The organism is Nitrospirillum guanabarense (genome assembly GCF_034653355.1).
In the GTDB taxonomy this organism is placed as follows: domain Bacteria; phylum Pseudomonadota; class Alphaproteobacteria; order Azospirillales; family Azospirillaceae; genus Nitrospirillum.
In genome coordinates this window covers 937,422-952,169 of sequence record NZ_JAYEER010000003.1, presented here as the reverse complement: position 1 = coordinate 952,169, position 14,748 = coordinate 937,422, and the positions used below count along the sequence as shown (strand labels likewise).

The following is a 14,748-nucleotide window of genomic DNA, read 5'->3' as shown; positions in this document are numbered from 1 at the left end:
CGATCCACGCGTCAGGCCCGGGCCCGGGATCGACCGCCACACGGTCGGCCCCGGGCCTGTCGCTTTTCCGGGCCTGCGCGGGGCGGGGAAATGCACTACCCTTCCTGTCACTGAGCGCGATCCTGGGACCGGCATGGCCTTTCTTGTCTTCATCGCCCTGATGGTGGCCCTGTGGGCCCTGATCCGCAGCGAGAAGGCGGAGCGCCGCCTGGCGGAGATGAACGCCCGGCTGGAGGCGCTGACCGGGCGGTTGAGCCACCCGGAGGGGGGTGTCCCACCCGCCCAGCCCGCGATGGCGCCGCCGCCCGCCCCCGCCTTCCCGGCCTCCGTCCCGCCGCCCGGCCCAGTCGCCCCACCGCCGCCGGCACCCATTCCCAAAGCCGTTGCACAGCCTGCTTACCGGCCCGCCGCCCCGTCGCTGGAACAGGCGCTGGGCACGCGCTGGCTGGTGTGGCTGGGTGCGCTGGCCGTGGCGCTGGCCGGCGTGTTCCTGGCCAAATATGCCGTGGACCAGGGCCTGCTGGGCCCCGCCGTGCGTCTGACCCTGGGCGGCCTGTTCGGCGCGGCCCTCGTTACCGCCGGTGACGTGATGCGCGGCCGCGCCGGGGACGCGACCACAACCAAGGCGCCCCTGCCCGCCGCCTCCATCCCCGCGGCCCTGACGGCGGCGGGCCTTGCCATCGCCTTCGCCTGCGTCTATGCCGCGCACGCCCTGCACGGGCTGATCGGCCCCGGCGCCACCTTCGCCGGCCTGGGCGCCCTGTCGGCCGTGGCTTTCCTGTTGGCTCTGCGCCATGGCGGGGGGACGGGCTGTCCCCAGGCGCCTTCATCGCCCTGCTGGGCCTGGGCGGCGGCCTGGCCGTGCCCGCCCTGGTGCCCAGCGACCACCCCTCCGCCTGGGCCCTGTTCGGCTATCTGGCCCTGCTGAACACCGCCACCCTGGCCGTAAGCTGGCGCCTGCCCGCGGCTTGGCTGGGCCTGCCCGTGCTGGCCGGGGCGGCGTTATGGGTAGTCACCGCCGCCGCGCATACCGTGGAAGCCACGCCCATCGTCCTGTTCCTGGTGGCCTTGTCCGCCACCGGGCTGGGCTTCGGCCTGCTGGACCTGCGGCGGGAGCGGCCGGTTGTCACCGATGCCTGGGTCGTCGCCGCCCTAGGTGGCCTGCCCATGGTGCTGGATTGGTTGTTGCTGGTGGCCACGGACTACGACGCCGCCGGCGTGGCCGGGCTGGCGGCCCTGGCCCTGCTGGCCGTCGCCGCCGCGCGCGCGCCGTCCCACAGGCCGGAGGTGACGGAGGCGCTGGCGCCCATCGCCGCCCTGCTGGCCACGCTGGCATTGGCCCAGGGCTATACCGTGCGCACCGCCGGCCTGTCCTATCCCGTTCAGCTGGGCGTGGCCGCCGCCTTCGGCCTGGGCTTCGCGGCTGCAGGGCTGCGGGCCCTGACCGGCACGCACCGCCTGCCCCGGGCCTGGGCTTGGGGTGCCGCCCTGCCCCTTGTGGGGCTGGCCTGGGCCGGCTGGACCTTCGACCATACTGGCGCGCTGCCCGACCTCGCCTGGGCGGGCGGGGCCGTGGCGCTGGCCGGCGGCATGGCCTGGGCCGCCGCCTGGGCGGGGCGGGCGAGCGCCCCCAGCCCGTGCCGGGCGCCTTCGTCCTGGCGGCCTTGGCCCTGGCCGGGTTGGCGCTGGCCGCCCTGCTGCGCACCTCCTGGCTGACCGCGGCTTTGTCGCTGCTGGTACCGGCGGCGGCGCTGATCGAAAGCCGCACGACGGTCGCCCCGCTGGCCGATGCTCTGCGGCGCGGGGCGGTGGCCGTGGCGGTCGTGGTGGTGGCGCGCCTGACCCTGAACCCCTGGCTGCTGGACTATCCGCTGAACGGCACCTCCCCCCTCAACTGGCTGCTGTGGGGCTATGGTGTGCCGGCGGTGGCCTGTACTGCTGGCGCCTGGTTGCTGCGGCAGCGGCGGGACGACCGGCCGGCGCAGGGGCTGGCAGCGGCGGCCCTGGTGCTGGGCCTGCTGTTCGCCTGCCTGGAAATCCAGGTCATACAGGCCGGTAGCCTGGCCAGCGATCCCTTCGCCCTGTTGCCCACCAGCCTCCGCAGCGTGCTGTTCCTGGCGGTGGCCCTGGTCCTGACCGGGCGGGCCGGCAGCACCGCCGGGCCCGTGGCGCACCCCGTCGCCCATTGGGGCGCCCGCATCCTGGTACGGGCGGCGGCGGCCCAGGTGGTGCTGGTGCAACTGGGGGTGCTGAACCCCCTGTGGGCGGTGGAGCCGGTGGGGCCCTGGCCGGTGTTCAACCTGCTGCTGCTGGTCTACGCCCTGCCCGCCCTGCTGTTTGGCCTCGCGGCTTGGCGGCGGGAAGCCGGACTGGCCCGCCGCGCCCTGGTCATCCTGGTGCTGGTCCTGGCGTTCACCTGGGTGTCGCTGGAGGTGCGCCAGGCCTTCCACGGCAGCACCCTGACCCTGTGGGCCCATGGCGGCGAGCGCACGGACGCGGAGTGGTACAGCTATTCCGCCGCCTGGCTGGCCTTCGCCCTGGCCCTGCTGGCGCTGGGCGTGCGCACACGCCGGGCGGACCTGCGCTATGCCTCGCTGGCCGTGTTGCTGGTGACGGTGCTGAAGGTCTTCCTGTCCGACATGGCCGACCTGACCGGACTGCTGCGCATCCTGTCCTTCCTGGGGCTGGGCCTGTGCCTCATGGGCATCGGCTACGTCTACCAGCGGGTGGTGTTCGCGCCAGCACGGGTGCCGGCCAATCCAACGCCAGGTGAGACCTCGTGATGCGCCTGACACCGGAACTGCTGCTGCGCGCCTACGCCATGGGCGTCTTTCCCATGGCGGAGTCCGCCGATGACGACGAAATCTTCTGGTTCGACCCGCCGGAGCGGGGGATCCTGCCCCTGGACGGCTTCCACGCGCCGCGCCGCCTGCTGCGCACCGTGCGCCAGGGGCGCTTCCAGGTCAGCGTCGATACCGACTTCGAAGGGGTGATGCGGGCCTGCGGCAAATCCACCACCGACCGGCCGGACACCTGGATCAACGCCCAGATCCTGGAGGCCTACGTCGCCCTGCACCGCCAGGGCCATGCCCATTCCGTGGAATGTCGGCGGGAAGGCCAACTGGTGGGCGGCCTCTACGGCGTGTCGATCGGCGGGGCGTTCTTCGGGGAGAGCATGTTCTCGCGCGAGACGGACGCCAGCAAGGTGGCCCTGGTTCACCTGGTGGCCCGCCTGCGCGCCGGCGGCTACAGCCTGCTGGACACGCAGTTCGTCACCACCCACCTGTCGCAGTTCGGCGCGGTGGAAATCCCCCGCGCCGAGTATCAGGCCCGGCTGGCCCGGGCGCTGCCCCGGCCGGCGCGGTTTCACTGCGATTTGCCAGAGGGAAGTTTGGACGAAGGCGCCTTGGTCGCCGGGTTCTTGCAGTCCACCACCCAGACGTCATAGACGGGGTCTTCCATCGCCGACAGGGCGGGGCTAGAGGCGAACATCCAGCCGGTGAAGACCTTGGCCGCCGGATCGTCCGGCTTGGCCTCCACGATATCCAGGAAGGCGGCCGATTCCGGTTCCTCGATGGGCGTGGTCTTGCGGCAGGCCCGGGCGGCCACCGTCAGCTGCCCGAAGCGGCCGGTCTGGCCCACCGCGATCTCCACAGTGGAGACGCGGCCCGTCACCTTGTCCAGGCCGCCCAGCACGGCGATCTTCATATCCTCGAAGGTGCGCGCCACGGCTGGCTGCGGCGGCAGGGGCGGCAGCGGCGTCACGGGCGAGGCCGCGCCCTCGGCCGGGGCTGCGGCGGCGCCCTCCGCCGGGGCCTGCTGCGGCGGCTGGCCGGCGGCGCCGGGCCCGGTCACGGGCTGGCTGGTGGGCGGCTGCTCCTCCGGGGCCTGGTCACCGGACTTTTTCTGATCCGGAGTCGCGGCGGGCGGGGCCGGCGGCGTGCCGGGAATGGTGGGGGCGTTACCAGTAGGCGCGTTCTGGGGCGCGTTCTGGGCCCAGGCGCCGGCCGCGGCGGCCAGCACCAGGCACGAGGCCGCCGCCATCAGCAGGCGCCGCTGGCTCATTTGCCGCCGCCGTTCAGCAGCCCCTTGGACGGGTCGGCCTTGGGTTGCTGGGTCTGGGCGGGCTGCTGCCCCTGCGGGGCCGGCTGGGCGGGCTGCCCCTGCTGGCCGGCGTCGCCCCCCTTGTTGGCGTTGTTGCCACCGGCGCTAAAGATGAAGCGGCCGAGCAGGTCTTCCAGGTTCACCGCCGACTGGGTGTACTGGATGCGGCCGCCGGGCTTCAGCATTTCTTCCTCGCCACCGGGCTGCAGGTTCAGGAACTTGCCGCCCAGCAGGCTTTCGGACGCGATGCCGGCGCTGGTGTCCTCGGGCAGCTTCACCTGATTGTCGATCTGCATCTCGATCACGGCCTGGTAGGTCTTGGGATCGAGATAAGCTTTGGTGACCGAGCCCACCTTGACGCCGCTGATGCGCACGTCGCTGCCGGCGGTCAGGCCGCCGGTGCTGGCGAAGCGGGCCTGCAGGGCATAGCCCGACACGGCGCGGATGTTGGCCGTGGTGTAGGCGAAATAGAGGAAGAACGCCGCCACCACCAGGACGACGGCCCCCAGCACGGTCTCGATCACATTGCTGCGCATTCGCTTCCTCTGGAAAACCCTAGAAATAAGGCGGGTCCGGAAAGACGCAAGGCCCCGGGAGGGGCCTTGGCCGACGCCTGTCGGGGGAATGCCGGAGCCTTCGCCCCGTCCCCAGCCCTGTCACCCAACCTGTCACGATATGGTGGCCGCGTCACCGTCGGTGATCGCCCCAGCCCTTTCATGCCGGCCGGCAGCCCCTTACGCGGGGGTCCAGGGCTCGTAATCGCCGGTGGCGGCGGCGCGGTGGCCGCCTTCGTAGGTGTGCCCCGGCGGACGGTACGCATCCACGGTGCCGGTCTGGTTGGCCTCGTGCGGCTTCACCCACGGCTTGTGGTAGGCGCTGTTCTCCGGCAGGGGCTGTTCCATGGAGTAGTGCAGCCAGCCGTGCCACTCGGCCGGAATGGCCGAGGCCTCGGGCTCACCCGCGAACAGCACCCAGCGGCGCACCTTCATGCCCGGACGCGCCTTCTTTTCCCGGAAGTAGCGGTTGCCGAACCGGTCGGTGCCCACCAGTTCACCCCGCCGGGAAATCAGCAGGCGGATCGACAGTTGGGACAGCCAGGTCAGGATGGAGATGCGTTGGGTCATGGGCCAAAACCAGAAAGTGTGAACAGGGCCAAGCGCCTGGCAGCGGGCCCCCCGAACCGAACCGGCCGGACTATGGCAGTTTCAGCCTCCCGCGTCCATACGCTGAGGGGCCGCAGCCAGCGGGTAGCTCCCCCGCGTGACGTCTATTGGGATCGGCCGGCCTTGCGCGCCCGCCAGCGGCGCCAGGCGGCGACGGGGCCGTGGTCGGCGCGGATTTCCCAGGTCAGCAGCAGGATGCCGGCCAGGACCAGGGGCAGCACATAATACAGGAATTGATAGGCCAGCAGGGCGCCGATGGCGCCGCCGGCGGGGCCGTGGTCGCGCAAGCCCAGCAACAGGATGGTCTCGAACACGCCCAGGCCGCCCGGCACGTGGCTGACGATGGCGATGGCCAGGCCGGCGCAGAACAGGGCGGTGAACTCCATGAAGCCCACGCCCGTCTCCGGCGGCAGCAGGGTCCACAGGGCCGCCGCCGACAGCAGGATCTCCAGCGAGGCGATGACGATCTGCGACAGCATCACGCCCGAGGATGGCAGGGCGAAGGACCAGCGCCACAGGCGCACGGGCTTGTGCGTCACCGCCGCCGCCACCGTCATGGCACCCAGGCCCACCAGCACCAGGCCGGCGACACCCTGCAGCAGCCAGGCCGGCACGTTCAGCAGACCGGCCCCCACCTCCGGCCCGATGGCCACGCCCAGCGCTCCGGTGAAGGTGATTCCCAGGGTGAAGGTGGTGGTGGAGAAGACGACGATCTTGGCGATGTCCGCCGCCGACAGGCCGGCCACCGAATAGACGCGATAGCGCACCGACCCGCCGCTGATGACGGCGAAGCCGACATTGTTGGAAATGGCGTAGCCGGCGAAGCTGCCGAAGCCCACTGTGCGGTAGGGCAGCTTGATACCGAGATATTTAAGGGCGGATACGTCATAGAGTGTCATCACCAGGTAGGCGCCAGCCACCAGGCCCGCCGCCTGCGCCACGCTGGCCCAGGGCAGCAGCCGGACATAGGCCCAGACCTCCGCCGGGCGGAAGTCGCGCGCGACATGGCGGATGGCCAGCATCACCAGGCCCACCAGCACCAGGGCGGTGATGAGGGTGGTCAGGCGCTTCATCCAGTTGGGCTTGGCCGCATCACCGCCCACCGCCTTGTCATCCACCGCGCTTCCTTCCGGTTTTCCCCCCGCCGGGACGCGCGCCGCCGGATCGATGACCACCGGGTGATGATAAGTCGGTCGGTCGGGGCGCTGGTCTGGGCTGCGCTCAGGGGGCATTCGGGACGGGGATTCTCAAGGACAAGGGGCCAAGACGCCGCACCGCCAGCGGTGCCGAGGGGGCACCCTGCCATCTTCCAGGGGGGTTGGAAACCCAAAAGCGCGGGCGCGCCGGGGTTGTGCCCGAGCCTTTGGCGCCCTCAACCGGAAAGCGGGCGGCCGGACGCATTCTTCAGCTTGCGAACCAAGGTGAGCCAAAACCATGAAAGGCTCGGTTTCGTTGAAGAATCGCCCCCTACCCGAAGTGTCAACCACAACCGGTATGCACCTCCCCTTTAGAGACCACAAAATGTCGTTGATGGTCGAAACATGGTGGCATACGCTTGCCTGACATACAGCATCTAGGGGTGCTGTCGCGGCGTAGAGCACCGGGAACCAGCCCAGGTTTTGGGGTGGTTTTGCCTGTTTCCAGGACCCCAGGTCCGGACAACGATCTCCGGAATCGGCGCCCCCGCGACACCCACCCCACCATCGCGGCATTTCATTCGGGGGTCGGGGCACCATGCGCATCGAAAGACGGTTCACGGTCGACGGTCGGGACGCTTACGAGGGGATCGCCTTCCGCACGGCGACCAGCGAGATCCGCAACCCCGACGGCTCGGTGGTTTTCCAGGCCAAGGACATCCAGGTGCCGGCGGACTGGAGCCAGGTGGCCTGTGACATCCTGGCCCAGAAGTATTTCCGCCGCGCCGGCGTGCCGGCCCGCCTGAAGAAGGTGGAGGAGAACGACGTCCCGTCCTTCCTGTGGCGCCAGGTCGCCGACGAGGACGCGCTGGCCGATGTGCCCGCCAAGGAGCGTGTGGGCGGCGAGACCTCCGCCCGCCAGGTCTTCGACCGCCTGGCCGGCACCTGGGCCTATTGGGGCTGGAAGGGCGGCTATTTCGATTCCGAGGCCGACGCCAGCGCCTATTTCGACGAGATGCGCCACATGCTGGCCCGCCAGATGGCGGCGCCCAACAGCCCGCAGTGGTTCAACACCGGCCTGCACTGGGCCTATGGCATCGACGGCCCCGCGCAGGGCCATCACTATGTCGACTTCAAGACCGGCGAGCTGGTGGCCAGCACCTCGGCCTATGAGCACCCGCAGCCCCACGCCTGCTTCATCCAGTCCGTCGCCGACGACCTGGTGAACGAGGGCGGCATCATGGACCTGTGGGTGCGTGAGGCCCGCCTGTTCAAGTACGGCTCCGGCACCGGTTCCAACTTCTCCCGCCTGCGCGGCGATGGCGAGCGGCTGGCCGGCGGCGGCAAGTCCTCCGGCCTGATGAGCTTCCTGAAGATCGGTGACCGCGCCGCCGGGGCCATCAAGTCGGGCGGCACCACCCGGCGCGCCGCCAAGATGGTGACGGTGGACCTGGACCACCCGGACATCGAGGCCTACATCGACTGGAAGGTGGTGGAGGAGCAGAAGGTCTGCGCCCTGGTGGCGGGCTCCAAGCTGGCCAACAAGCATCTCAACGCCATCATGGCGGCGGCGACGGAAGGCATGGGCCCCGACGCCGATCGCCTGGACCCGACGAAGAACAAGGCGCTGAAGCGGGCCATCATCGACGCCCGCAAGGTCATGATCCCGGAAAACTACATACAGCGGGTCATCCAGTTCGCCGGCCAGGGCTATACGGAGATGGAGTTCCAGACCTATGACACGGACTGGGATTCCAGCGCCTACCTGACCGTCTCCGGCCAGAACTCCAACAACTCCGTCCGCGTGCCCGACGCCTTCATCCGCGCGGTGAAGGAGGATGCCGACTGGAACCTGATCCGCCGCACCGACGGCAAGGTGGCCAAGACGCTGAAGGCCCGCGACCTGTGGGACAAGATCGGCCATGCCGCCTGGCAGTCGGCCGACCCGGGCGTGCAGTACGACACCACCATCAACGATTGGCACACCTGCCCCGAGTCCGGCCGCATCAACGCGTCCAACCCCTGCTCGGAATACATGTTCCTGGACGACACGGCCTGCAACCTGGCGTCCCTGAACCTGATGGAGTTCCGCCGGGCCGACGGCTCGTTCGACACCGACGCCTTCAGCCACGCCTGCCGGCTGTGGACGGTGGCGCTGGAAATCTCCGTGCTCATGGCGCAGTTCCCCTCCAAGGAGATCGCGCGCCTGTCGTATGAGTACCGCACCCTCGGCCTGGGCTTCGCCAACGTCGGCGGCCTGCTGATGGCCGAGGGCATTCCCTACGACAGCGCCGAGGGCCGGGCCATCTGCGGCGCCATCAGCGCCATCATGACCGGTGTGGCCTATGCCACCTCCGCCGAGATGGCGGGTGAGCTGGGCACCTTCCCCGGTTATGCCCCCAACGCCACGGCCATGCTCCGCGTCATCCGCAACCATCGCCGCGCCGCCTATGGCGCCGGGGAGGGGTATGAGGGCCTGTCGGTCACCCCGGTGCCGCTGGATGCCGAGGATTGCCCGGACCAGCGGCTGATCGTGGCCGCCCGCCGCGCCTGGGATGAGGCGTTGGAGCTGGGCCAGAAGCACGGATATCGCAACGCCCAGGCCACCGTGGTCGCCCCCACCGGCACCATTGGCCTGGTCATGGACTGCGACACCACCGGCATCGAGCCGGACTTCGCCCTGGTGAAGTTCAAGAAGCTGGCCGGCGGCGGCTACTTCAAGATCATCAACCGCGTGGTGCCGGAGGCGCTGTCGCGCCTGGGCTATTCCGCGACGGACGTGGCCCGCATCGAGCGCTATGCCGTGGGCCACGGCACGCTGAAGGGCGCGCCGGGCGTGAACCATGAGACGCTGGCGGCCAAGGGCTTCGGCGCGGAACAGCTGGAGAAGCTGGAAGCGGGCCTGGCCAACGCCTTCGACATCAAGTTCGCCTTCAACAAGTGGACGCTGGGCGCCGACTTCCTGACCGGGGCCCTGGGCGTGCCGGCGCACAAGCTGGAGGAGTTCGGCTTCGACCTCTTGTCCCACCTGGGCTTCGCCAAGGCCGAGATCGAGGCCGCCAACGTCTACTGCTGCGGCGCCATGACCCTGGAGGGCGCGCCGGGCCTGAAGGCCGAGCATCTGCCCGTGTTCGACTGCGCCAGCCCCTGCGGCAAGATCGGCACCCGCTATCTGTCGGCGGAAAGCCACATCCGCATGATGGCGGCGTCGCAGCCCTTCATCTCCGGCGCCATCTCCAAGACCATCAACATGCCCAACCACGCCACGGTGGAGGAATGCAAGGACGCCTACATGCTGTCGTGGAGCCTGGGCCTGAAGGCCAATGCGCTCTACCGCGACGGCAGCAAGCTGTCCCAGCCGCTGAACGCCCAGGTGCTGGAGGAGGATGACGAGGACGAGGCCATCGCCGAGACCACGCTGGAAAAGGTGCTGGAGGCCCCGGCCGCCGTCCGCGTCGAGGTGGTGACCGAGCGCATCGTGGAAAAGGTGATTGAGAAGGTGGTGCGCGCCCAGCGCGAGCGCCTGCCCCACCGCCGCAAGGGCTACACCCAGAAGGCCACGGTCGGCGGCCACAAGGTCTATCTGCGCACCGGCGAGTACGAGGATGGCAAGCTGGGCGAGATTTTCATCGACATGCACAAGGAGGGCGCCGCCTTCCGCTCGCTGATGAACAATTTCGCCATCGCCATCAGCCTGGGCCTGCAATACGGCGTGCCGCTGGAGGAGTATGTGGAGGCCTTCACCTTCACCCGCTTCGAGCCGGCCGGCATGGTGCAGGGCAACGACGCCATCAAGATGGCGACGTCCATCCTGGACTATGTGTTCCGGGAGCTGGCCATCAGCTATCTGTCGCGCACGGATCTCGCCCACGCCACGCCGGACGACATCCTGCCCGACACCATGGGCGGCGGCGTGAAGCAGAGCGACCTCCCTCCGCACGCGGCCGAGGTGGCGGAGGAGACGCTGAACGCGGTGGCCCGCATCACCTCCACCGGCTATGTGCGCAACAACCTGCCCAACCTGCGGGTTCTGCCCGGCGGCCAGGCCGGCCGCGCCGTCGCCGCCTTCCAGACGGCCACCGCGACCGCCAGCGTGGAAACCCACGTGGCCACCGGCACCCACGGCGCCGCCCAGGCCTTCTCGGCCCTGAGCCGTGCTGAAAAAGTGGTAACCGGCACCAGCTACGGCGGCGCCGTCTCCGGCGGCGGCGACGCCCGCTGGGAAAAGGTCAAGGAAGCCCGCGCCAAGGGCTACGAAGGCGACCCCTGCCCCGAGTGCCAGAACATGACCCTGGTGCGCAACGGGACGTGCCTGAAGTGCGACACCTGCGGCAGCACGACCGGGTGCAGCTGAGGGTGGGGCGGGCGGCTGTTGTGAAGCGTCACAGAGTTTGGCCAAACGTCACTTAGTTTGGCCGGAAACGTCAGAAAGAAAGGTCGCACCCCTCGGGTGCGGCCTTTTTTGCCTCCAGGCTCCAGATGCCTATTATTCTGAAAAAAGCGCCGGAAAGAGCACTTCGACCGCCTGAACAGTGAAGTTCAGATAAAGCTCGCTCTTCGGCGTATCGGATCGAACAATACCGTTGGCCACCAGCTCCGACACCAGCTGGCGCGCCGTTCGCTCCTTAAGGCCGCTAACGCGAGGAGCGTCGCCGCGGGGCATTTCACCGCGAAGCAAAAGGTGGTGGAGAACATCCCTCGCCTCCGGACGCAGCCCCTGACGGATGACATAGTCCGCGAGCCTCCGCTCCAGTGTCACGAAATCGAACAAGGACCCCATGAACCGGATCTGGTCGAGGCAAACCCTCAGGAACCAGTCCGTGAAGGCCACAAGCGCCTTGAGAGAAAGATTGCCGCGCCCGTCAAGATCACCCTGCCGGGGCATGTCGGCATGATCCATGAGAAGCTTGTAGTCGCCCCGGCTTTCCAGCCCGCGCGCGAGACCCCGGCTGATCGACCAAAGTCCATGGGCACCGATACCGGCCTGCCGCGCCATTGCGTGGCTCATCAGGCGACTGACCCGCCCGTTGCCATCCGGGAACGGATGGATGTAGTTCAGACGATGATGGGCGGCCGCCATCGCCAGGATCTGTACGCCCTGGCGTGTGGGATCAAGCTTATACCGCTCCTCGAAGCGCTCCATGAAGGCCACGACGCGCTGGCTCGATGGCGGCAGATGGCGGCCCACCACAACATCGTGCTCAGCCTCGGTGCGGTACTCGCCCGGTACCATCGTGAAGGAGGTGGCGCCATGCTGAATGCGTAAATGCTCCGGCGGAGCATGGCGGTAAAACTCACGGTGCAGGTATTTGATAAATTCCTGGGAGGTCGGTTGCCTCCGCCCCTCGACCAGCGCCTTGTCGGTGTCGATTAGTTCCTGGACACGGATGTGATTGATGGCCTCCGTCAGCAGGTCGCGCCGACTAGCGTTATCAGGCACGCCTTCCGCCCCCGGGTGGGCTTCCCCAGTGAGCGCGCGTTCGATGTCCCGGGGGTGAGTTTTATGTCCCTCGATAAGGTTGCTGTAGAAGGAATTCATAAGGCGCACAAGAAAGCGCAGGCTCGTCGCCGTCTTGGGATGAACCCTGTTGCCAAGTTCGGTTGATGCAGAAGCGATCATGGCGACAACATCGGTCGTTTCCGGCGACACCGCTTCAATGAAACAAGGCTCGATGCGTGTCACCGCCTCGATAATATCCGCCATTGCCATTGCCGATCTAAAAAGAGGTCAACCGCCTGTAATATAAAGGAAAATGGACGTGATTTTAAGAAGTGTGCCGATATAGGCTGCCGATCCGGGAATCCATAATAACATTATGTTTTCAAAACGAAAATAAACGTCACATTGGCCAGAATTGCCGATGTGATGGGAAACGCGACGGTGCCCGGATGAGGACTTATGTGACCCTGGCCCCGGTGTAAGTCAAAGAAAATCAGGCATGCGTACTGGCGGCGGGCCCCCTCACGTCCATTCCGGAAACTGCGACCGATTGAGGTCCAGCCTAGCGATCTGGCCCATCTCGTCGGCGTCCAGATGGAAGTCGAAGATGGCCAGGTTCTCCCGCCGGTGGGCCGGGTTGGAGGAGCGGGGGATGGCGATCACGCCGCGCTGGTGATGCCAGCGCAAGGTGACCTGGGCGGCGGTCTTGCCGTGCGTGCGGCCGATGGCCTGCAGGGTGGGGTTGGTGAACAGGCCGTTGCGGCCCTCGGCGAAGGGGGCCCATGCCTCCATACGGATGCCGGCGGCCGTCAGGGAGCCGAGCGCCGCCGTCTCCTGGAAGTAGGGGTGGGTTTCAACCTGGTTGACGGCGGGCTTCACCGTGGCGTGGGCCATCAGGCCGGCCAGCTGGGCGTCGTCGAAGTTGCTGACGCCGATGGCCCTGATCTTGCCCGCCTTGTGCAGTTCCTCCATGCCCCGCCAGGCACCCGCGAGGTCGCCGCGCGGCCGGTGGATGAGATAGAGGTCGAGATAGTCGAGGCCCAGCTTGTCCAAGGTGGTCTGGAAGGCGCGCTTGCCGGACTCATAGCCGGCGTCATCGACCCAGATCTTGGAGGTCACGAACAGGGCCTTGCGGTCGATGCCGCTGTCCCGGATGCCGGCGCCGACCTCTTCCTCGTTGACGTAGACCTTGGCGGTGTCGATCAGGCGGTAGCCGGCGGCGATGGCGTCGGCCACGCTTTCGCGGCAGACGTCGCCGCGCAGGCCGTAGGTGCCGAAGCCCAGGGCCGGCATGACTACGCCGTTGCCCAGCGGCACCGTGGGGATGGCGGGCGCCTCAACGGCCAGGGCCCAGCGCCCGCCCCCGAAAGCCAGCGCGACCGCGGCGGCGGCGCCGCCGGCGAGCACAGTACGACGTCCCAGCATGTCCTGATCCCTATCCCATCTTTCCAATGGCCGACCTATCGGGGGGCGCCGGCTACAGCCCGCCGCCCACCACCGAGCCGTCCTTGCGGCGGGACAGCTGCACCTGACCGTCCATGCACTTCACATAGGTGGTCTTGCCGAGCACCAGCCCGTCGCAAATGATCACCAGGGCCCGCGGCAGGCCGCCGAACTCCTTGGAGCCGCGCGCGCCGGCGTTATAGGTCTCAAGATAGGTCTTGAGCGCCGCCTTGCGGACGGGCTGGCCGTTCTGGTCGATCATTGGTGGCGCGCGCTCCCTCACGGAATTTGGGGGATCATCACCCAAAGGGGAGGCGCGCCGCCAGCGGCATTTCACAAAAAGGAGCGACCCGGCGCCGTCACGGCAGCGGCAGGCAGTCCGGGTTCAGCTTGTTGGCGGTCTTGCCGGTGTAGAGCTGGCCGTCCTTCAGGTAGACGGCACCGGTGAAGCTGTTGCTTTTCCACAGGGGCTGGCAACTGGTGGTGCTGAGCACGAACAGCCTGCGGCTGCCGCCGGCCGAGGTGGTCACCAGCAGGTGCTGGCCGTCGCTGTACAGCGTGCCCTCGATGGGGCCCACGGCGGCATCGGCGGTGCAGGTGGTGCCATCCTGCTGGGTGATGGTCAACGGCCCCCTCCACGACTTGCCATCCCCATTGGCGGAGGGGCCCAGGTCCAGCGTCAGGACATCGGCGCGGACCTTGCCGGACGCGGGTTCCACCGGCTGATAGGGGCAGACCACGGGCAAGCGGCGCTGGGGGGCCGCCTGGGCGGCGACGGAAACGGTGGCGGCCAGCAGGGTGGCCAAGGGGACCCGGGCTTTGGCGAAAGCGTTCATGGGGCGCACCTGTCGTTAGGGAAGCCTGTCTCGATCAAGAGATCCACCCGCGCACGTCATCCGGCCACCCCACCCCGCCGGATTACCCCGTTGGGCAGCTAGGGGATATCGACTTCCGGCAGGCAGTGCGGCCCCAGTTTCCAGGTCTTGCGGCCGGTGCGCAGGGCGGTCGCCGACAACGCCACGCCGCCGGTGAAGGCCGGGCTTTTCCACAGCACCCGGCAGGTGGCGGCCTCGATGAAGAAGACCGTCTGCTGTTCGGCCGCGTAGGTCGTCATCACGAAGTTCTGGCCATCGGTGAAGAAGGGCCGTTGCAGCACGCCGGTGTGAAGGTCGGTGATGCAATAGCTGCGGTCCGGCCGTGTCATGATGATGGGACCCTGCCAGGTCTCCGGCGTCCTGGGGTTGTCGCCCGGCCCCAAATCCAGGGTTACCCAGCCCATCCGCATGCGGCCGGGGCTGGGTTCGAAAGCCTGGTAGCTGCAGGCCGGTACGCCCTCGGTCGACGCGGCCGTCAGGCGGGCGGTCGGAAGGCACACGGTCGACAGGCACAGGACGGCGGCGGGAAGACGGCTGATCCGCATGGCTGGGCGGCTCCTGCCCGCCCCGTCAAAGAATTGAATGCG

At 68.4% G+C, this 14,748-nt stretch carries 14 protein-coding genes; 5 read left to right on the top strand and 9 right to left on the bottom strand.

The features are described from left to right. The first annotated feature begins 133 nt into the window (after positions 1-133). The 4 genes from UAA55_RS13660 to aat are packed head-to-tail and all read left to right on the top strand — an operon-like array spanning position 134 to position 3,448. Positions 134-928, top strand: a complete 795-nt coding sequence (locus tag UAA55_RS13660) for a DUF2339 domain-containing protein (RefSeq protein WP_322953403.1) — start codon at positions 134-136, stop codon at positions 926-928. After that, positions 862-1,716, top strand: a complete 855-nt coding sequence (locus UAA55_RS13655; protein ID WP_322953402.1) for a DUF2339 domain-containing protein — start codon at positions 862-864, stop codon at positions 1,714-1,716. Before UAA55_RS13660 ends, UAA55_RS13655 begins: the two co-directional genes overlap by 67 nt. Further along, positions 1,638-2,783: a DUF2339 domain-containing protein gene (locus UAA55_RS13650; RefSeq protein WP_322953401.1), complete on the top strand. Its 1,146-nt coding sequence runs from the start codon at positions 1,638-1,640 to the stop codon at positions 2,781-2,783. The genes UAA55_RS13655 and UAA55_RS13650 overlap by 79 nt, the downstream gene beginning before the upstream one ends. Continuing rightward, positions 2,783-3,448: a leucyl/phenylalanyl-tRNA--protein transferase gene (gene aat, locus UAA55_RS13645; RefSeq protein ID WP_322954457.1), complete on the top strand. Its 666-nt coding sequence runs from the start codon at positions 2,783-2,785 to the stop codon at positions 3,446-3,448. The genes UAA55_RS13650 and aat overlap by 1 nt, the downstream gene beginning before the upstream one ends. Here the strand turns inward: aat and UAA55_RS13640 are convergent. The 4 genes from UAA55_RS13640 to UAA55_RS13625 form a co-directional block, all read right to left on the bottom strand. Beyond that, a complete protein-coding gene (locus tag UAA55_RS13640; RefSeq protein WP_322953400.1) occupies positions 3,367-4,065 on the bottom strand; it encodes a DUF2155 domain-containing protein in 699 nt (232 codons plus the stop codon). The genes aat and UAA55_RS13640 overlap by 82 nt on opposite strands. Continuing rightward, entirely contained in the window at positions 4,062-4,640 is a 579-nt protein-coding gene (mlaD, locus tag UAA55_RS13635; protein WP_322953399.1) for an outer membrane lipid asymmetry maintenance protein MlaD, read from the bottom strand. Before mlaD ends, UAA55_RS13640 begins: the two co-directional genes overlap by 4 nt. A gap of 198 nt (positions 4,641-4,838) precedes the next feature. Next, on the bottom strand, positions 4,839-5,228 hold the full coding sequence (locus tag UAA55_RS13630; RefSeq protein WP_322953397.1) for an NADH:ubiquinone oxidoreductase subunit NDUFA12: 390 nt from the start codon (positions 5,226-5,228) through the stop codon (positions 4,839-4,841). A gap of 143 nt (positions 5,229-5,371) precedes the next feature. Continuing rightward, complete coding sequence (locus tag UAA55_RS13625) at positions 5,372-6,385, bottom strand: putative bifunctional lysylphosphatidylglycerol flippase/synthetase (protein WP_322953395.1); 1,014 nt, start codon at positions 6,383-6,385, stop codon at positions 5,372-5,374. A gap of 616 nt (positions 6,386-7,001) precedes the next feature. Here UAA55_RS13625 and UAA55_RS13620 point away from each other — a divergent pair. Next, positions 7,002-10,757, top strand: coding sequence for a vitamin B12-dependent ribonucleotide reductase (locus tag UAA55_RS13620; RefSeq protein ID WP_322953394.1), 3,756 nt, complete (start codon positions 7,002-7,004; stop codon positions 10,755-10,757). A gap of 132 nt (positions 10,758-10,889) precedes the next feature. Here UAA55_RS13620 and UAA55_RS13615 read toward each other — a convergent pair whose 3' ends face one another. The 5 genes from UAA55_RS13615 to UAA55_RS13595 form a co-directional block, all read right to left on the bottom strand. Then, the gene (locus UAA55_RS13615; RefSeq protein ID WP_322953393.1) at positions 10,890-12,107 is read right to left on the bottom strand and encodes a Fic family protein; all 1,218 of its coding nucleotides are present in this window, start codon (positions 12,105-12,107) and stop codon (positions 10,890-10,892) included. Positions 12,108-12,365: 258 nt separating this feature from the next. Then, complete coding sequence (locus UAA55_RS13610) at positions 12,366-13,268, bottom strand: aldo/keto reductase (protein WP_322953392.1); 903 nt, start codon at positions 13,266-13,268, stop codon at positions 12,366-12,368. 52 nt (positions 13,269-13,320) lie between these two features. Further along, the gene (locus UAA55_RS13605) at positions 13,321-13,548 is read right to left on the bottom strand and encodes a hypothetical protein (RefSeq protein WP_322953391.1); all 228 of its coding nucleotides are present in this window, start codon (positions 13,546-13,548) and stop codon (positions 13,321-13,323) included. 97 nt (positions 13,549-13,645) lie between these two features. Then, on the bottom strand, positions 13,646-14,122 hold the full coding sequence (locus UAA55_RS13600) for a hypothetical protein (RefSeq protein ID WP_322953390.1): 477 nt from the start codon (positions 14,120-14,122) through the stop codon (positions 13,646-13,648). A 98-nt stretch (positions 14,123-14,220) separates the two neighbouring features. Continuing rightward, positions 14,221-14,706, bottom strand: a complete 486-nt coding sequence (locus tag UAA55_RS13595) for a hypothetical protein (protein WP_322953389.1) — start codon at positions 14,704-14,706, stop codon at positions 14,221-14,223. Between the last annotated feature and the right edge of the window lie 42 nt (positions 14,707-14,748).